The following is a 17,586-nucleotide window of genomic DNA, read 5'->3' as shown; positions in this document are numbered from 1 at the left end:
CCATCAAAAGAGAGTGGATGGTAACACTTTCGCAAATTTTTTTTCGATTACCCCTTGAAGGGGTAAAAAGCTATCCCCATCTCTCAGGGCACTAGCCGGAAAACCGCATGCGGACCGGCGTCATCCATAACTGATAATGACTTTCTCAAAGGAGAGCTATCAATGAGTATTCGTCCGTTACATGATCGTGTGATCGTCAAACGTAAAGAAGTTGAAACCAAGTCTGCTGGCGGCATCGTTCTGACCGGTTCAGCAGCAGCAAAATCAACGCGTGGCGAAATCATCGCTGTCGGTAAGGGCCGCATCCTGGAAAACGGAACTGTGCAGCCACTGGACGTTAAAGTTGGTGACATCGTCATTTTCAACGATGGCTACGGCGTGAAATCCGAGAAGATCGACAATGAAGAAGTTTTGATCATGTCCGAGAGCGACATTCTGGCAATTGTTGAAGCGTAATTAACGCACGAAACTGTACGAATTTGAGGAAATAAGAACATGGCAGCTAAAGACGTAAAATTCGGTAACGACGCTCGTGTAAAAATGCTCCGCGGCGTAAACGTACTGGCAGACGCAGTGAAAGTCACTCTGGGCCCGAAAGGCCGTAACGTAGTGCTGGACAAATCCTTCGGCGCGCCAACCATCACCAAAGATGGTGTTTCTGTTGCACGTGAAATCGAGCTGGAAGACAAGTTCGAAAACATGGGCGCACAGATGGTGAAAGAAGTTGCCTCTAAAGCGAACGACGCTGCCGGTGACGGTACCACCACCGCGACCGTACTGGCGCAGGCGATCATCACCGAAGGCCTGAAAGCCGTTGCTGCGGGCATGAACCCAATGGATCTGAAACGTGGTATCGACAAAGCTGTCGCCTCTGCTGTTGAAGAACTGAAAGCGCTGTCCGTACCGTGCTCTGACTCTAAAGCCATTGCTCAGGTTGGTACTATCTCCGCTAACTCCGACGAAACCGTAGGTAAACTGATCGCTGAAGCGATGGATAAAGTCGGTAAAGAAGGCGTGATCACCGTTGAAGACGGTACTGGTCTGGAAGACGAACTGGACGTGGTTGAAGGTATGCAGTTCGACCGCGGTTACCTGTCTCCATACTTCATCAACAAGCCAGAAACTGGCGCTGTTGAGCTGGAAAGCCCGTTCATCCTGCTGGCTGACAAGAAAATCTCCAACATCCGCGAAATGCTGCCAGTGCTGGAAGCCGTTGCGAAAGCAGGCAAGCCGCTGGTAATCATTGCTGAAGACGTTGAAGGCGAAGCGCTGGCGACTCTGGTGGTTAACACCATGCGTGGCATCGTGAAAGTGGCAGCGGTTAAAGCACCTGGCTTCGGCGATCGTCGTAAAGCGATGCTTCAGGATATCGCTACCCTGACTGGCGGTACCGTGATCTCCGAAGAGATCGGTATGGAGCTGGAAAAAGCGACCCTGGAAGACCTGGGCCAGGCGAAACGCGTTGTGATCAACAAAGACACCACCACCATCATCGACGGTGTGGGTGAAGAAGCTGCTATTCAGGGCCGTGTTGGTCAGATCCGTAAGCAGATCGAAGAAGCAACTTCCGATTACGACCGTGAAAAACTCCAGGAGCGCGTAGCAAAACTGGCAGGCGGCGTAGCGGTAATCAAAGTCGGTGCGGCTACCGAAGTTGAAATGAAAGAGAAGAAAGCACGCGTTGACGACGCCCTGCACGCGACCCGTGCTGCGGTAGAAGAAGGCGTGGTTGCTGGTGGTGGTGTCGCGCTGGTGCGTGTAGCCGCTAAACTGGCTGGCCTGACTGCTCAGAACGAAGACCAGAACGTGGGTATCAAAGTTGCGCTGCGCGCGATGGAAGCTCCTCTGCGTCAGATCGTGTCCAACGCCGGTGAAGAGCCGTCTGTGGTTGCGAACAACGTGAAAGCGGGTGAAGGTAACTACGGTTACAACGCGGCAACTGAAGAATACGGCAACATGATCGACTTCGGTATCCTGGATCCAACTAAAGTGACCCGTTCTGCACTGCAATACGCGGCATCTGTAGCTGGTCTGATGATCACGACCGAGTGCATGGTGACCGACCTGCCTAAAGGCGACGCGCCTGACTTAGGTGCTGCTGGTGGTATGGGCGGCATGGGTGGCATGGGCGGCATGATGTAATCATGTTGTTCTGAACCTCTCAGAACGAACCCCGGGCAGCAATGCCCGGGGTTTTTTATTGTCTTCTACTCAAACGTGCCTTTCACGCACACAACGCCTCCACTCACCATCTGGCGGCCTTTCGCCCAGACCTCGCGGATCTTCAGATCATCGGTCAGCACCAGGACGTCGGCATCGCATCCGGGCGCGATCCGCCCTTTATGCTCCAGGCCGAGAAATTCCGCCACGTTACGCGTAAACGGCAGAAGCGCCTCCTCCAGCGGCAGGTGATACCGGCCGACCAGCTGCTGTAGCGTCTCAAGCAGGGATTCAAATCCCGCCACGCCAATGCCAACAAGATTACCATTTGCGTCAAAATTCGGCTGGCTGCCGTTGCCATCCGAGCTGAGCGTGAGCCGGTTAAACGGCACCTGTGCTTCACGGGCCGTCGCGATAGCGGTGGCGGCATCAACAGGCTCGCTGATGCTGGTGGTGATGTCGATGTACCCCCCTTCGCGGGCATAGTCCAGTGCGGCGTGGAACAGTGCCTGGGCGCGGTTGACGTGAGTTGGCAGCAGCTTCGTGCGGGGCACGTCGGCGTTATTCAGGATGTTAAGCAGCGGCTCCAGCAGTTTCGGGCTGTTGCCGAGGTGAAACACGGATATCCCCGCTTTGGCGCCCACCAGCCCGCCGACTCGCGACTGGGCGGCTATATTCGCGAGCTGGTCATCTGCCGGAGCGGAAGAGCGATGGTCGGAAATCGCGCATTTCACGCCAATGATTTTATCAATCAGCGCCACATCCTTTTCGATACTGCCGGTAATCGTCGGAGAAGGCAGGCCATACGCGCCTGTCAGCATCCACGCGCTGATCCCTTCATGCTCAAGCGCCCGCGTTTTCGCCAGCAGCGACTCGGGATGGCGGGTCACGCCGTCGGTGCCCAGCAGGCCAACAACGGAGGTGATGCCAGCCGCCACCAGCGCAGACAATCGCACCTCTGGCGTCCGGGTGTGGGGACCGGCTTCACCGCCGCCGCCAATCAGGTGTACATGCTGATCGATAAACCCCGGACAAACCACCGCTCCGGCGAGATCGCTTTCAGGACAGTCTGGCCTCGTTGTGGCGTGGCCCGCTTTTTCGACTGCGACGATTTTTCCTCCGGCAATCAGCAGATCGCAATGCTCAAGATCCTCGGGAGCGTAAAGCTGCGCATTGCGGAAAAGGTGCGGTTCCAGCACTGAAAAATCCATTTTTATCTCCTCAGAAGAGTAGCTGCATCACCCACATTGAGAGCAGGGCGTTAATGACGCAGATAGTGATGATGTGCGGATAATACTTCGGGTTGACGCCTGCGGTGCCAAGGCAACGGCCCGTGTTTTGCACCGGATTACCCATCAGATAGATGGCGGGCAGCAGGATGGTGGCATCGTGACCGTTGAGCGTGCCGGCAGCGACCAGACTGGCGCAGACCCCCACACCGCCGCCCATGCTCATTACCGAGGCCAGAAGAACCGTTGCCGCCGCACCCGGAAGCCCCCACAGGGCCATGATGGGCTCGCATACCCTGCCGACAATATCCAGCAGGCCGGTTACCTTGAGCGCCTGAATGATGACAAACGCCATGACCACGTTCGGCAGCAGGCTGGTGGTGGCGATGGTAAAGCCGCGGCGGGCGCCATCGATAAACAGGTCCATGATATTTTTACGCGGCTGGGCGATCATCTTTCCTCCTGAACGCGGCGAACTTCCATGTGGGCGATCCACAGTCGCAGGAAGTTCGCGCCAACAAATTTGAACACCAGAATGACGGCAAGCGGCGTGATCACCGGGACGGTAATAAAGGTAAAGAGTGCGGCACCAGAAGAAAAATAGTTGGTAATAATGGCGCTACCGCTGGTCTGGAAGGTGGCAAAAATGGCGCGTTCATGGTCAGTAATCGCCCCTTCGTCAGTCAACTCTTTGGTCATCCCTGCGGCTGCATCGGTATTTTGCAGGTTGGCGATAAGCGCCAGAGAGCAGATGCCCGGCACGCCGAGCAGCGGGCGCAGAATGGGCGTCATGAGCTGTTGTGCGGCACGCAGCCCGCCCAGCCCCTCGGTAACGGCAATGATCCCGAGCGATAAAATGACCGAGGGCGCCAGTTCAAGGGCAAATAAAAAACCGTCTTTCGCTCCTGTGCCGCCCTCGCCGCGAAACGTCAGCGCGCCGTTCACCGGTCCAAAGCTGCCGTTCAGCACGGTAAAATCCAGCACGCGCCACCATTCAGTACTTTTGGCGAAAAAACCTGAGAAAAATACGATGGTGAGCACGAACGCCAGATAGCCCACCCAGGTTACTTTTTCCTCTCCTGAGGATGATGCACTCATGAAACCCCCTTTTTTGAGTCGCGTACAAAAGTTGTACGTCGCATCACTAAAAACGATCGGGGGCTAAAACACGATATCCCAAAGGTTATTATCAGAATTCATTTAAGATGTCGGAGGAGTGCCAGCGGAATCTGGCTCGCAGAAATGCTCAGCATTTTTCTTTTGGTCATCTTTTTAGTATAAGGTTTACACGCGGACAACTACTGTCCAGCTTATTGAAAACGAGGAATAACATGCGCATAAAAGTCTGTGCAGGGATTGTAGGTGCAGCATTGCTGCTGGCGGGTTGTAGCACCAGCAATGAGCTGACGGCAGCGGGCCAGAGCGTTCGCTTTGTGGAAGATAAGCCGGGCAGCGAATGCCAGCTGTTAGGCACCGCCACTGGCGAGCAAAGCAACTGGATGTCGGGGCAGCACGGCGAAGAGGGCGGCTCTATGCGCGGTGCGGCCAATGCCCTGCGTAATCAGGCTGCGGCAATGGGCGGCAACGTCATTTACGGGGTGAGCAGCCCGACGCAGGGGATGCTGTCCAGCTTTGTGCCAACCGCCAGCCAGATGAACGGCCAGGTCTATAAGTGCCCGAACTGATATAACTTTTTGATGGCGCTGCCGCTTTATCTCCAGGGCAGGTAAGCGTAGCGCCACCTGCCTTTTTACTGCTGCCGTAGCTGCAAATCCAGCGGCGTCTTACTCGGCTCTCCGCCAATCTCACGTGCCAGCTTCGGCACCATATAACCCGAAACCAGCGTTAACAGCTCGCGCATAATCTTCCGGGCCTCTTCATCTGTCACCATGAAGTGCGCCGCGCCCTGGACGCGATCCAGAACATGCAGGTAATAGGGCATTACGCCCGCATCAAATAAGGCATTGCTGAGATCGGCCAGCACGCGGGCGCTGTCGTTCACGCCGCGCAGTAATACGCTCTGGTTGAGCAGCGTCACGCCTGCCTTTCGCATACGCGCCATCGCCGCACGAAAGTCCGCGTCAATTTCATTCGCGTGGTTGATATGGTTCACCAGCAGCACCTGCAAACGGGACTGCTCCAGGCGCGTGACCAGGGCGTCGGTGATACGCGCCGGGATGACGATCGGTAAACGGCTGTGAATGCGCAGACGCTTAATGTGCGGGATGGTCTCAAGCTGAGTCAGCAGCCAGTCCAGCTCATGATCTTTTGCCATCAGCGGGTCGCCGCCGGAAAAGATGATTTCATCCAGCTCCGGGTGCGCCGCGATGTAGTCCAGTGCCACCTGCCAGTTGCGTTTATTGCCCTGATTTTCGGCGTACGGGAAGTGGCGACGGAAGCAATAGCGGCAATTTACCGCGCAACCACCCTTAACCAGCAGCAGGGCGCGATTACGGTATTTATGCAGCAAACCCGGTACGACACTGTTTTGCTCTTCCAGCGGATCGGTGCTGTATCCGGGGGCGGTAATAAACTCATCCTGAGAGGTAAGCGTTTGTTTTAATAATGGATCATCAGGGTTACCCTTTTCCATTCGGGCAACAAACGCGCGGGGAACGCGCAGGGCGAAAAGGCGCTTCGCCTCACGACCTGCACGCAACGCTTCGTGCTGTTCGAGGTCTAAAAGACGCAGCAATTCATCAGGACTGGTGATTACATCGGCAAGTTGCGATAACCAATCTTCTCTGGACGGGGTGTTTAGGGTTACAATATGCGCCATTTTGTGGCTTAGCTACCAGTTAACAAATTTAGAGGGCCTTATGGCAACGTACTATAGCAACGATTTTCGTGCTGGTCTTAAAATCATGATGGACGGCGAACCGTACGCGGTTGAAGCCAGCGAATTCGTTAAACCAGGTAAAGGCCAGGCATTCGCACGCGTTAAGCTGCGCCGCCTGCTGACCGGTACCCGTGTTGAGAAAACCTTCAAATCTACTGACTCCGCTGAAGGCGCTGATGTTGTCGATATGAACCTGACTTACCTGTACAACGACGGTGAGTTCTGGCACTTCATGAACAACGAAACCTTCGAGCAGCTGTCTGCGGACGCGAAAGCGATTGGCGACAACGCCAAGTGGCTGCTGGATCAGGCTGAGTGCATCGTTACTCTGTGGAACGGTCAGCCTATCGCGGTTACGCCTCCGAACTTCGTTGAGCTGGAAATCGTTGAAACCGATCCAGGTCTGAAAGGTGATACCGCAGGTACTGGCGGCAAGCCTGCCACCCTGTCTACCGGCGCGGTGGTTAAAGTGCCACTGTTCGTACAGATCGGTGAAGTGATCAAAGTGGATACCCGCTCCGGCGAATACGTATCCCGCGTGAAGTAATTTACGTCATGATTAAAGGCGCAGCGCCCGCTGCGCCTGATTTTGCAGGCAGGGAAGATGAAACGTACCGTTAAAATTCTGCTTCTGTTAGCGTTCTCCAGCGCAATTCTCTCCGGTTGCAACACCGCGCGTGGCGTGGGCGAAGATATTCAGGATCTCGGCCATATCATTTCCCATGCGGCCAGCTAATTCCGTCTAATTTTCCTAAAAATTCTTCCTTTTCCGTCAAACGACAAGATCTTGTCTATTCTTAAGTTGCTATACACAAAATAACTTTGGCTATAAAAGGAAGATATTATGGTTAAGAAAACAATTGCAGCGATCTTTTCTGTTCTGGTGCTTTCTTCGGTACTGACTGCATGTAACACCACCCGTGGCGTAGGGGAAGATATCTCCGACGGTGGTAACGCGATTTCTGGCGCAGCAACTAAAGCTCAGAACTAATGAAAGCGACGGTACGGCAGCTAACTTCACCGTACCGTCAATTCTCCACTTCCTGTAGCGATAAAAACGGGGAGTAACGCGTATCCATATGAAGCTTCATGCGGATATTGCGTTTGTACGTATACACCGTTTTTCCGTTAATGCGCAGATTGCTGGCAATTTTCTGGTTGCTCGCACCATCCATCCACAGGGTCAGTACTCTCTCTTCCTGACGCGTCAGTAACGGTGCCGCCATTTCCGGAAGCTCCGCGCTTGCGCATGTCGTTAGCGCGTCGTTTATCACCGCCGCCAGTTTTTCCAGATCGGTATTTTTGGAAAGTGAAGACCATATCGGGAACTGCGCCAGATAATCTGTCATCTCCTGCTCCTGCCCCGATTGCAGCATAATAAAAGGCAATGTTTCGCTGGCAATAAGCAGGGAAGATAGCTGCTGAAAATGGTGTAAATCCTGCCGGAAGCCCGATAAATCAGCGATGACCAGCGCAGGTTTCCATTGCAGGATATGCTCTCTGGCGAGGAAAAGATTATTTACCCCGGTTACGACGAAATGACCCGAAAACAGGTCTGAATGATTGAGCCAGGCTTCAAATCCCGTGCGGGTGAAGTGACAACGGTCAATCAAAAGAATTTTGAACATATAATTTTCGCAGTCGGCTAGTGGTTTGGCTTCCTGCCATCAGAAAGCCTATCATCATAGAGAAGTCGGATGAGTCATAAATGCCTGAACTCCGTGCCTTACTGAGGCTATTTCTTGCCTTAACGTGTTCAGCAGAAAAAGTTTGAAAAAAAATTCCATGCTAACCAAAATATAAGGCGCAACCTCAGCCTTGCGGGACGACCCGTAAGCGCTTCATTCATCGGGGACGGCCCCAACTTGTCGTTAAGTTAAGGAGCCTGATATGTCCTGGATCGTTCTTGTTATTGCCGGTTTGCTCGAAGTGGTATGGGCAATTGGCCTGAAATATACCCACGGTTTTACCCGCCTGACGCCCAGCGTCATCACTATCGCCGCAATGATTGTCAGTATCGTCATGCTGTCATGGGCGATGCGAACCTTGCCAGTCGGAACGGCTTACGCTGTCTGGACTGGAATTGGCGCGGTAGGAGCTGCCATTACCGGCATTCTGCTGCTGGGGGAGTCTGCGAGTCTGGCGCGTATCGCCAGCCTCGCGTTAATCGTCGCGGGTATCATCGGGTTAAAACTCAGTACGCACTAATGCAGCTGTTTTACCCAGATTAATTTCGTCACGTCAAACCCTTGCCGGGTCGCTATGTCCAGCATCTGCTGTTTCATTTCCGTCGAGATCGTTGGCGTGCGGGAGAGGAGCCATAGATAGTTGCGATCCGGCCCACACACCAGCGCATGGCGGTACTCTCTGTCCAGCGCAATGACGTTATACCCGCCGTAGAATGGGCCGATGAAAGAGACTTTCATGGCCGCGCGGTTAGACGCGCCGGTGAAATAGGCCTGACCAACTGACTGCTGCCACATCTGGCGGTCCGGGTTATAACCGCGGTTAATGACCCGGATCCCGCCGTCATCCATCGCGCTGTAGCTGACCGTGACTTTTTCTAAGCCCCGTTCGAACTGATGGTCCATTCGGGCGATTTCATACCAGGTGCCGAGGAAGCGCTGTGCGTCGAAATTACTGACTACCGTGACGCCAGGCGGAGGAGTAGGGGAACTGCAAGCAACCACTAAAAACGCGGCTGTTACTGCGGCAATAACAGGCAGAATGCGCATAGGAGTTTCCTTACTGTTTTTTGTTAAGTGTAGATGACAGCAAGGAAAATGCGGGAGATTGTGCAGGGTGTTTTGCCGGGTGACGGCTTCGCCTTACCCGGCCGACAAAGTTCACGCGTTGTGTAGGCCGGGTAAGCGCAGCGCCACCCGGCAATGTTTTACTGTAGCGCCTCGAGGATATGGTATGCCGCCTCAACGCGTGCCGGGTTCGGATAGCTTGTATTCGCGAGCATCACAATACCGATCTGCTTTTCAGGAATAAAGGCCACGTAGCTGCCAAACCCGCCAGTAGAGCCCGTTTTATGGACCCAGGACGCTTTGACCGGGGGAGCCGGTGGATTCACTTCTACCACGGGCAACGGCGCCAGCGCTACCTTACTGTCGCTGCCCTCGACCACCGTGTTGGCCTCCACGGGCCAGTTGAGCATCTCCCAGCCCAGACCCTGATACATTGACCCGATACGCCAGTAGCGCGACTGCGCCAGCGCGATGCCCTGCTTAAGTGAGGCATCAGCAACGTTCTCCGGCGCCATGTTTGCCATGACCCAGTTCGCCATATCCTGCACGTTGGTTTTCACGCCATAGGCTTGTGCATCCAGCATACCCGGCGAAACGCGCACCGCTTTACCGTCACGATAGCCCCAGGCGTAATGCGCCTCTTCCGCTTTCGGCACGTTAATCCAGGTATGGTCCAGCTTGAGCGGCTTAAGGACCCGCGTCGTCATGGCCTGCTCATAGGGCATGCCAGAAGGTTTGACCGCCAGCGCACCAAAAAGACCGATGCTGGCGTTGGCGTAAAGACGCGTTGTGCCAGGCTTCCACTGCGGCTGCCAGTTTTGATAAAAGCGCAGCAGGGAGGCGTTATCCGTGACCTCATCCGGTACCTGTAGCGGCAGGCCGCCAGCGGTGTAGGTGGCGAGATCCAGCATACGAATACCCTGCCACTGCTTGCCCGTCAGCTGTGGCCAGTATCTGGTCACCGGATCGTCCAGCGAAATTTCACCGCGAGCAATGGCATCCCCACCTAAAACGCCGGTGAAGGTTTTACTTATAGAACCCAGCTCGAACAGGGTCTGAGGCGTAACGGGTTTATTCGCCGCGATATCGGCCTTGCCAAACGTGTAATAGTGCGGTTTTCCCTGATAAATAACGGCCACCGCCATGCCTGGAACAGACTGGGCTTTCATCAGCGGGGTAACCGTATTCGCTACCACCTCCGCCAGCTGTTTTTCTGACACTGGCGTGGCGAGAGCAGAGCAAGAGATGCCGAGCAGCAGGGCGCAGCAAAGGGATTTTTTCATCATCAGTAATCTTCCGTAATAGCGAGTCAAGGGGATGTCCGGGCCCGTCAGACAGGCGTAGTCTGTTGGATTTGACTGTGCCTGACAAACGGTTAAATTTAGCATTAGCTGTTAATTTTTCTAACGGAAGCGACCATGACGCGAAGCTATCTCCCCCTCAATTCGCTTCGGGCTTTTGAGGCCGCCGCAAGACATCTCAGCTTTACGCATGCGGCCATTGAACTGAACGTGACGCATTCGGCTATTAGCCAGCATGTGAAAACGCTGGAGCAGCACCTGAACTGTCAGCTGTTCGTTCGCGTGTCGCGCGGGCTGATGTTGACTACCGAGGGCGAAAATTTACTGCCGGTGCTGAATGATTCGTTCGATCGTATAGCCGGAATGCTGGATCGCTTCGCTAACCATCGTGCGCAGGAGAAGCTGAAAATCGGCGTGGTGGGTACGTTTGCCACCGGGGTCTTATTCTCGCAGCTGGAGGATTTTCGCCGTGGCTATCCGCACATCGATCTTCAGCTTTCCACCCATAACAACCGCGTTGATCCGGCTGCCGAAGGGCTTGACTATACGATCCGCTACGGTGGCGGGGCGTGGCACGGTACCGAGGCTGAATTTCTTTGTCATGCGCCGCTCGCGCCGCTGTGTACGCCTGATATTGCCGCCAGTCTGCACAGTCCGGCCGACATCCTCAGGTTTACGCTGCTGCGCTCCTACCGACGCGACGAGTGGACCGCGTGGATGCAGGCGGCCGGCGAGCATCCCCCTTCGCCAACGCACCGCGTGATGGTATTTGATTCGTCCGTGACCATGCTGGAGGCCGCTCAGGCAGGGGTGGGTATTGCTATTGCGCCTGTCGATATGTTTACCCATCTGTTAGCCAGCGAGCGCATTGTGCAGCCCTTTGCGACGCAGATTGAGCTCGGCAGCTACTGGCTGACCCGATTGCAGTCCCGGGCAGAAACGCCAGCCATGCGCGAATTTTCACGGTGGCTGGTGGAGAAGATGAAAAAGTAAAAAGCCCGCCGGATGGCGGGCCTGTTCAGTCAGATGGTGACCACGGCAATCAACGTGACGACCGTTAGAATGGTCGCCAGACCGTAGAAGACCCATTTACCGCTTGGCACATGGATTTTCAGATCGTGCATCGCATGGTGGATACGGTGCAGACCACACCACAGCGGCAGGACGATCATCAGGAAGATGAACACGCGGCCAATAAAGCTGCTCGCAAAGGCCAGTACGCGCTCATAGCTCAGCGCATCGCCCGGGAACAGCCCCAGCGGCAGCATGATCCCGACCAGCAGGATAATGACCGGGGCAATAATGGCGCTCCACATGCCGCCTGCGCCAAACAGCCCCCAGAAGACCGGCTCGTCTGAACGTTTTGGATTTGGATTGATCACAGTAGTCTCCTTACCAGAACAGTGCGACAAACAGAATGACCACAGAGACAACTGCCGTCACTGCCCAGAGCCCTTTAATGACCGGCTCTGGCCCCATTTTTTCGCCTTTTACAATGATGTTCGCTGCTTTTGGCGCCAGTTCAAACCAGGTTTTGGTATGAAGCAGCGCGGCGGCGAGCACAATCAGGTTCAGCACAACGATGATTGGGTTTTGCAGGAAGCCCACAAAACTGGCCCAGGCTTCCGGGCCGTGCTTGAGGGCATAAACCCCGTACAGCAGTTCGAGGCTGAACCAGACCGCGGGAACAGCCGTGCCTTCACGCAGCATATAGAAGCGATAAAACGGCAGTTTTTTCCACCAGGTGGACGGCATTGGTCGCACGTAGGCTTTGCGTTTAGTCGTCATCATGCACTCCTTAGCGTGGTTTCAGGGTAGCGATAAGAAAGTCTTTCGAGCCTTCCACCTTTCCCTGCTGAATGGCGGCGGCCGGGTCGACATGCTTCGGACAGACTTCGGAGCAGTAACCGACAAACGTGCAGGTCCAGACCCCGTTCTGGCTGTTCAGCTGGGCCATACGTTCTTTTTTGCCGTGGTCGCGGCTGTCTTCGTTATAACGGTGCGCCAGGGTAATGGCGGCCGGGCCGATAAACTCAGGGTTCAGGCCAAACTGCGGACAGGCGGCGTAGCACAGGCCGCAGTTGATGCAGCCGGAGAACTGATGGTATTTCGCCATCTGCGCGGGCGTCTGGGTGTTTGGCCCCTGATCCGGCGTGCGCGGGTTGCCGATGATGTACGGCTTAATCGCTTCGAGGCTTTCGATAAAGTGGGTCATGTCCACCACCAGATCGCGCTCAATTGGGAAGTTGCCCAGCGCTTCAACCTTGATACCTTTGGTGTAATCACGCAGGAAGGTTTTACACGCCAGCTTTGGCACCTTGTTGACCATCATGCCGCAGGAGCCGCAAATTGCCATGCGGCAGGACCAGCGGTAGCTCAGGTCTGGGGCCAGGTTATCTTTGATATAGCCGAGCGCATCCAGCAGGGAGGTTTGCTCGTCGTAAGGGACTTCATAGAAAGCGCTGTGCGGCGCGGCGTCCACTTCCGGATTGTAGCGCACCACTTCAATTTTCAGTTTTTGCATCTCAGCCATTCGCCTTCTCCTTCTTATCGGCGGCTTCTGCTTCTGCACCGTACACGCGTTTCGCCGGTGGCAGCGTGGTGATTTTCACGTCGCTGTAGTCCAGTCGCGTAGTGCCATCCGCATCGCGCCAGGCGAGAGTGTGTTTAAGGAAATTGACGTCGTCACGTTCGGTGCAGCCCTCATCCAGGCGCTGGTGCGCGCCGCGGGACTCTTTACGCGCCAGGGCGGAATGGGCCATACATTCTGCGACGTTCAGGCCGTGGCCCAGTTCAATGGTATAAAGCAGATCGGTATTGAAGACGCTGGAGGTGTCGGTGATGCGCACGCGTTTGAAGCGCTCCTGCAACTCGGCCAGCTTGTCGACGGTTTTCTGCATCAGCTCTGGCGTACGGTAGATCCCGCAGCCTTCTTCCATCGACAGCCCCATTTCGTCGCGGATCTTCGACCAGTTTTCGTTACCTTCCTGGTTCACCAGGTCTTTCAGGCGTTTTTCGACGTCTGCAACCTGCGCATCCAGCGCCGCGCTGTTAGCTTCACCTGCCGTTGCGGCACGCTCCATCGCACGTTCGCCCGCCATGCGACCAAAGACCACCAGCTCAGCCAGCGAGTTCGAGCCCAGACGGTTTGCGCCGTGCAGACCGACGGAGGAACACTCGCCCACCGCAAACAGCCCTTTGATGCGGGTTTCGCACTGCTGGTCGGTTTCGATACCGCCCATGGTGTAGTGCGCGGTTGGACGCACCGGGATCGGCTCTTTCACCGGATCGACGCCCACATAGGCTTTCGCCAGCTCGCAGATAAACGGCAGACGCTCCAGCAGTTTCTTCTCGCCGAGATGACGCAGGTCGAGATGCACCACGTCGCCGCGCGGCGTTGAGATGGTGTTGCCTTTGCGCCACTCGTGCCAGAAAGCCTGAGAAACTTTGTCGCGTGGGCCGAGTTCCATGTATTTGTTTTTCGGCTCGCCAAGCGGGGTTTCCGGACCCATGCCGTAATCCTGCAAATAGCGATAGCCGTTTTTGTTGACCAGAATACCGCCTTCACCGCGGCAGCCTTCCGTCATCAGTATGCCGGAGCCCGGCAGGCCGGTTGGGTGATACTGGACGAACTCCATATCACGCAGCGGGACGCCGTGGCTGAGTGCCATGCCCATACCGTCACCGGTGACGATGCCGCCGTTGGTGTTGTAGCGGTATACGCGACCCGCACCGCCCGTTGCCATCACCACCGCCTTAGCGCGGATCTGGACAAGCGTGCCTTCCATCATGTTCATCGCCACCAGTCCGCGCGCATGACCGTCGTCGACCAGAATGTCGAGAACGAAATGTTCGTCAAAGCGCTGGATTTGTGGGAACTGGAGGGAGGTCTGGAACAGGGTGTGCAGCATGTGGAAGCCGGTCTTATCGGCGGCAAACCAGGTGCGTTCGATCTTCATGCCACCGAAGCGGCGGACGTTGACGCTCCCGTCCGGACGGCGGCTCCACGGGCATCCCCACTGTTCCAGCTGGGTCATTTCCGTTGGGCAATGGTGCACGAAGTAATCAACGACATCCTGTTCGCAAAGCCAGTCGCCCCCTGCAACCGTGTCGTGGAAATGGTATTCGAAGCTGTCATGATCCTGCGCGACGGCGGCGGATCCTCCTTCTGCGGCTACCGTGTGGCTGCGCATCGGATAGACTTTTGAAATCAATGCGATTTTAGCGTTCGGATTGGCTTGTGCCGCAGCAATTGCAGCGCGTAATCCAGCCCCGCCAGCGCCTATTACGGCAAGATCGGCTTGAAAAGTTTGCACGACATTCCTCCAGATTTTTGTTTTCCCGCAACGGGATGAACTAAAGGACGTTCACCTGCCCGAACGGGCGATTGCGGAAGCGATTCCACTGCTCCTTTATGGGTAAAACAGTATAACCGCGTAGAAGTGAGGGAAATTTGACGTGTTCGATTTTTTTGCTGTTCTGTGCGGTGATTTATCATCGTGATTAATGAATGGCGTCACAGTATTTCTCTGTGCAATGAAAAAGGACTTTTACTGTGCAAAATTTGTCTCTGCCCCGGCTTACGAGTAGACTTCGTGCCCTTGTCTGAAAACGGAGAAATAACTCATGAGCGAAACGGCCACCTGGCAGCCGAGCGCATCCATTCCAAACCTGCTAAAGCGCGCAGCAATTATGGCGGAGATCCGCCGTTTCTTTGCCGATCGCGGCGTCCTGGAGGTGGAAACGCCGTGCATGAGTCAGGCGACGGTCACGGATATTCATCTGGTCCCGTTTGAAACCCGTTTTGTTGGCCCAGGCCACTCTCAGGGCATGAATCTGTATCTGATGACCAGCCCGGAATACCATATGAAGCGTCTGCTGGCGGCCGGGTGTGGTCCGGTCTATCAGCTGTGCCGTAGCTTTCGTAATGAAGAGATGGGCCGACACCATAATCCGGAATTCACCATGCTGGAGTGGTACCGCCCGCACTACGACATGTATCGTCTGATGAACGAAGTTGACGATCTGCTGCAACAGGTGCTGGATTGCGCGGAAGCTGAAACGCTCTCCTATCAGCAGGCCTTCCAGCGCCATCTGGAAATCGATCCACTGTCGGCTGATAAAACACAGCTGCGTGAAGTGGCGGCAAAACTGGATCTGAGCAACGTGGCGGATAACGAAGAGGATCGCGACACGCTGCTGCAACTGCTGTTCACCTTTGGTGTTGAACCGCAGATTGGCAAAGATCGTCCGACGTTTGTCTATCACTTCCCGGCCAGCCAGGCCTCACTGGCGCAGATCAGCACCGAAGATCACCGCGTGGCGGAGCGTTTTGAGGTGTATTTCAAAGGCATCGAGCTGGCGAACGGTTTCCACGAGCTGACCGACGCGCGCGAACAGCAGCAGCGTTTCGAGCAGGATAACCGCAAGCGCAACGCGCGCGGTCTGCCGCAGCAGCCGATTGATACTCATCTGCTGGAAGCGCTTAAAGCCGGTCTGCCGGACTGCTCCGGCGTGGCGCTGGGTGTGGATCGCCTGGTCATGCTGGCGCTGGGTGCCGAGCACCTGGGCGATGTGATCGCCTTTACGGTCGATCGCGCCTGAAAAAATGCCGGGTGGCGCTGCGCTTACCCGGCCTGCTCGGTCATTTAACTCTGCCACATTAAAAACTGCTCATTTCTCTCTATACGGGTCTTTTTCTTAATTTGACTCGGATAGCCACATTGTTTGTCTGGTCATCTGCTACCATCCGCGCAGTTTAATTCCGTTTCGGATGGTTATATGTCTCACTCACTCAAAAAAATGACCCTTACCGGGCTCATTCTGATGATTTTTACGTCAGTCTTTGGCTTTGCCAATAGCCCGTCCGCGTTTTATCTGATGGGCTACAGCGCGACGCCGTTTTATATCGTTTCCGCTCTGTTCTTCTTTATCCCGTTTGCGCTGATGATGGCGGAGATGGGCTCGGCGTACAGGAAAGAAGAGGGCGGCATCTATTCGTGGATGAACAACAGCGTCGGTCCGCGTTACGCGTTTATCGGTACGTTCATGTGGTTTTCATCCTACGTCGTCTGGATGGTCAGCACGGCGGCCAAGGTTTGGGTGCCGTTCTCAACGTTTCTCTTCGGTGCGGATAAAACGCAGGTCTGGTCTCTGGCGGGGCTGAGCTCCACGCAGGTGGTCGGTATTCTGGCAGTGTGCTGGATGGTGGTGGTCACCCTGGTGGCCTCGAAAGGCATCAACAAAATTGCCCGTATCACTGCCGTTGGCGGTATTTCCGTGATGTGCCTGAACCTGGTGCTGCTGCTGGTCAGCATCGCCATTCTGTGCCTGAACGGCGGGCATTTCGCACAGGAAGTCAACTTCGTTTCATCGCCTAATCCGGGTTACCAGTCCGGGCTGGCCATGCTCTCCTTCGTGGTGTTTGCCATCTTTGCTTACGGTGGAATTGAAGCCGTGGGCGGGCTGGTCGACAAAACCGAAAATCCGGAAAAGAACTTCGCTAAAGGCATTATCTTTGCCGCCATCGTCATTTCCATTGGCTACTCACTGGCGATTTTCCTCTGGGGCGTCAGCACCAACTGGCAGCAGATGTTAAGTAATAACACCACCAACCTCGGCAACATTACCTACGTGCTGATGAAAAGCCTGGGGGTGACGCTGGGCAACGCCATGGATCTCGCGCCGGAAACGTCGGCCACCCTGGGGATCTGGTTTGCGCGGATTACTGGCTTGTCGATGTTCCTCGCCTATACTGGCGCATTCTTCACGCTGATCTACTCGCCGCTGAAAGCGATTATTCAGGGGACGCCAAAGGCGCTGTGGCCCGCACGTATGACGCAGCTGAACGCTGCCGGTATGCCTGCCAACGCGATGTGGATGCAGTGCCTGCTGGTGTGCGTGTTCATTCTGCTGGTGTCCTTCGGCGGTGATACCGCGTCGGCGTTCTATAACAAGCTGACCCTGATGGCGAACGTATCGATGACGCTTCCGTATCTGTTCCTGACCCTGGCGTTCCCGTTCTTTAAGGCGAAGCGGGATCTGGAGCGGCCGTTTGTGATCTTCAAAACCCGCGCGGCGACGCTGCTGGCGACCACTGTTGTGGTGCTGGTCGTCGCGTTCGCCAACATCTTTACCGTCATTCAGCCTGTGGTTGAGGCAAATGACTGGAACAGCACGCTGTGGATGGTTGGCGGACCGATCTTCTTCTCGCTGCTGGCAATGGGGATTTATGAGCATTACCGTCGTCGCTCGACGGCCTGTGTAGCAGAAGTGGCGTAAAGGATTGACCCCCTCCCGACGGG

21 protein-coding genes are annotated in these 17,586 nt (G+C 55.4%); 10 read left to right on the top strand and 11 right to left on the bottom strand.

Translation table 11 applies throughout. The features are described 5' to 3' along the window. The first annotated feature begins 162 nt into the window (after positions 1-162). Both ACOTYH_RS14550 and groL read left to right on the top strand, forming a co-directional pair. Positions 163-456: a co-chaperone GroES gene (locus ACOTYH_RS14550; RefSeq protein ID WP_003855929.1), complete on the top strand. Its 294-nt coding sequence runs from the start codon at positions 163-165 to the stop codon at positions 454-456. A gap of 39 nt (positions 457-495) precedes the next feature. Further along, entirely contained in the window at positions 496-2,142 is a 1,647-nt protein-coding gene (groL, locus tag ACOTYH_RS14545) for a chaperonin GroEL (RefSeq protein WP_015572446.1), read from the top strand. Between the two features lie 65 nt (positions 2,143-2,207). On the opposite strand, the gene iadA is transcribed toward groL, so the two are convergent. The 3 genes from iadA to ACOTYH_RS14530 are packed head-to-tail and all read right to left on the bottom strand — an operon-like array spanning position 2,208 to position 4,487. Beyond that, a complete protein-coding gene (iadA, locus tag ACOTYH_RS14540) occupies positions 2,208-3,371 on the bottom strand; it encodes a beta-aspartyl-peptidase (RefSeq protein ID WP_086626215.1) in 1,164 nt (387 codons plus the stop codon). 10 nt (positions 3,372-3,381) lie between these two features. Continuing rightward, positions 3,382-3,843: a YjiG family protein gene (locus ACOTYH_RS14535; RefSeq protein WP_015572448.1), complete on the bottom strand. Its 462-nt coding sequence runs from the start codon at positions 3,841-3,843 to the stop codon at positions 3,382-3,384. Continuing rightward, positions 3,840-4,487 carry a nucleoside recognition domain-containing protein gene (locus tag ACOTYH_RS14530; protein WP_015572449.1) on the bottom strand — a complete coding sequence of 216 codons (648 nt, stop codon included), beginning with the start codon at positions 4,485-4,487 and terminating at the stop codon, positions 3,840-3,842. The genes ACOTYH_RS14535 and ACOTYH_RS14530 overlap by 4 nt, the downstream gene beginning before the upstream one ends. A gap of 233 nt (positions 4,488-4,720) precedes the next feature. Here ACOTYH_RS14530 and ACOTYH_RS14525 point away from each other — a divergent pair, with 233 nt between their 5' ends. Continuing rightward, on the top strand, positions 4,721-5,074 hold the full coding sequence (locus ACOTYH_RS14525; protein WP_003855938.1) for a DUF4156 domain-containing protein: 354 nt from the start codon (positions 4,721-4,723) through the stop codon (positions 5,072-5,074). A gap of 65 nt (positions 5,075-5,139) precedes the next feature. On the opposite strand, the gene epmB is transcribed toward ACOTYH_RS14525, so the two are convergent. Then, positions 5,140-6,168, bottom strand: coding sequence for an EF-P beta-lysylation protein EpmB (gene epmB, locus ACOTYH_RS14520; RefSeq protein WP_023295789.1), 1,029 nt, complete (start codon positions 6,166-6,168; stop codon positions 5,140-5,142). A 40-nt stretch (positions 6,169-6,208) separates the two neighbouring features. On the opposite strand from epmB, the gene efp reads away from it, so the two are divergent. From efp to ecnB, 3 genes are all read left to right on the top strand, one after another. Next, entirely contained in the window at positions 6,209-6,775 is a 567-nt protein-coding gene (efp, locus tag ACOTYH_RS14515; protein ID WP_003855940.1) for an elongation factor P, read from the top strand. Between the two features lie 57 nt (positions 6,776-6,832). Then, positions 6,833-6,964, top strand: a complete 132-nt coding sequence (locus ACOTYH_RS14510) for an entericidin A/B family lipoprotein (RefSeq protein ID WP_015572451.1) — start codon at positions 6,833-6,835, stop codon at positions 6,962-6,964. A gap of 108 nt (positions 6,965-7,072) precedes the next feature. Further along, complete coding sequence (ecnB, locus tag ACOTYH_RS14505; protein ID WP_003855942.1) at positions 7,073-7,219, top strand: lipoprotein toxin entericidin B; 147 nt, start codon at positions 7,073-7,075, stop codon at positions 7,217-7,219. Positions 7,220-7,256: 37 nt separating this feature from the next. Here ecnB and ACOTYH_RS14500 read toward each other — a convergent pair whose 3' ends face one another. After that, positions 7,257-7,856 carry a helix-turn-helix transcriptional regulator gene (locus ACOTYH_RS14500; RefSeq protein WP_015572452.1) on the bottom strand — a complete coding sequence of 200 codons (600 nt, stop codon included), beginning with the start codon at positions 7,854-7,856 and terminating at the stop codon, positions 7,257-7,259. A gap of 262 nt (positions 7,857-8,118) precedes the next feature. Here ACOTYH_RS14500 and sugE point away from each other — a divergent pair, with 262 nt between their 5' ends. Then, entirely contained in the window at positions 8,119-8,436 is a 318-nt protein-coding gene (sugE, locus tag ACOTYH_RS14495) for a quaternary ammonium compound efflux SMR transporter SugE (RefSeq protein WP_015572453.1), read from the top strand. Here sugE and ACOTYH_RS14490 read toward each other — a convergent pair. Both ACOTYH_RS14490 and ACOTYH_RS14485 read right to left on the bottom strand, forming a co-directional pair. Continuing rightward, entirely contained in the window at positions 8,433-8,963 is a 531-nt protein-coding gene (locus ACOTYH_RS14490; protein ID WP_023295791.1) for a lipocalin family protein, read from the bottom strand. The two genes, sugE and ACOTYH_RS14490, sit on opposite strands and share 4 nt — an antisense overlap. 158 nt (positions 8,964-9,121) lie before the next feature. Next, on the bottom strand, positions 9,122-10,267 hold the full coding sequence (locus tag ACOTYH_RS14485) for a cephalosporin-hydrolyzing class C beta-lactamase ACT-56 (protein WP_033487869.1): 1,146 nt from the start codon (positions 10,265-10,267) through the stop codon (positions 9,122-9,124). 132 nt (positions 10,268-10,399) lie between these two features. On the opposite strand from ACOTYH_RS14485, the gene ampR reads away from it, so the two are divergent. Next, positions 10,400-11,275: a LysR family transcriptional regulator AmpR gene (gene ampR / locus ACOTYH_RS14480; protein WP_003855952.1), complete on the top strand. Its 876-nt coding sequence runs from the start codon at positions 10,400-10,402 to the stop codon at positions 11,273-11,275. A gap of 29 nt (positions 11,276-11,304) precedes the next feature. Here the strand turns inward: ampR and frdD are convergent, their stop codons facing one another. The 4 genes from frdD to frdA are packed head-to-tail and all read right to left on the bottom strand — an operon-like array spanning position 11,305 to position 14,598. Continuing rightward, positions 11,305-11,664, bottom strand: coding sequence for a fumarate reductase subunit FrdD (gene frdD / locus ACOTYH_RS14475; protein WP_000609653.1), 360 nt, complete (start codon positions 11,662-11,664; stop codon positions 11,305-11,307). A gap of 10 nt (positions 11,665-11,674) precedes the next feature. Beyond that, positions 11,675-12,070: a fumarate reductase subunit FrdC gene (gene frdC, locus ACOTYH_RS14470; RefSeq protein WP_017383964.1), complete on the bottom strand. Its 396-nt coding sequence runs from the start codon at positions 12,068-12,070 to the stop codon at positions 11,675-11,677. A gap of 10 nt (positions 12,071-12,080) precedes the next feature. Further along, the gene (locus tag ACOTYH_RS14465) at positions 12,081-12,815 is read right to left on the bottom strand and encodes a succinate dehydrogenase/fumarate reductase iron-sulfur subunit (protein WP_058688893.1); all 735 of its coding nucleotides are present in this window, start codon (positions 12,813-12,815) and stop codon (positions 12,081-12,083) included. Next, positions 12,808-14,598, bottom strand: coding sequence for a fumarate reductase (quinol) flavoprotein subunit (gene frdA / locus ACOTYH_RS14460; protein WP_017383963.1), 1,791 nt, complete (start codon positions 14,596-14,598; stop codon positions 12,808-12,810). Before frdA ends, ACOTYH_RS14465 begins: the two co-directional genes overlap by 8 nt. 310 nt (positions 14,599-14,908) lie before the next feature. Here frdA and epmA point away from each other — a divergent pair, with 310 nt between their 5' ends. Then, a complete protein-coding gene (gene epmA / locus ACOTYH_RS14455; protein ID WP_015572459.1) occupies positions 14,909-15,886 on the top strand; it encodes an elongation factor P--(R)-beta-lysine ligase in 978 nt (325 codons plus the stop codon). Positions 15,887-16,063: 177 nt separating this feature from the next. After that, positions 16,064-17,563: a glutamate/gamma-aminobutyrate family transporter YjeM gene (gene yjeM, locus ACOTYH_RS14450; RefSeq protein WP_015572460.1), complete on the top strand. Its 1,500-nt coding sequence runs from the start codon at positions 16,064-16,066 to the stop codon at positions 17,561-17,563. Positions 17,564-17,586 lie beyond the last annotated feature (23 nt).

The sequence above is a fragment of the Enterobacter cloacae complex sp. SHL001 genome (assembly GCF_049236825.1).
Taxonomy (GTDB): domain Bacteria; phylum Pseudomonadota; class Gammaproteobacteria; order Enterobacterales; family Enterobacteriaceae; genus Enterobacter; species Enterobacter hormaechei_C.
Note: the sequence above shows the minus strand (reverse complement) of the source record. Positions and strands in the feature narration are given on the sequence as shown.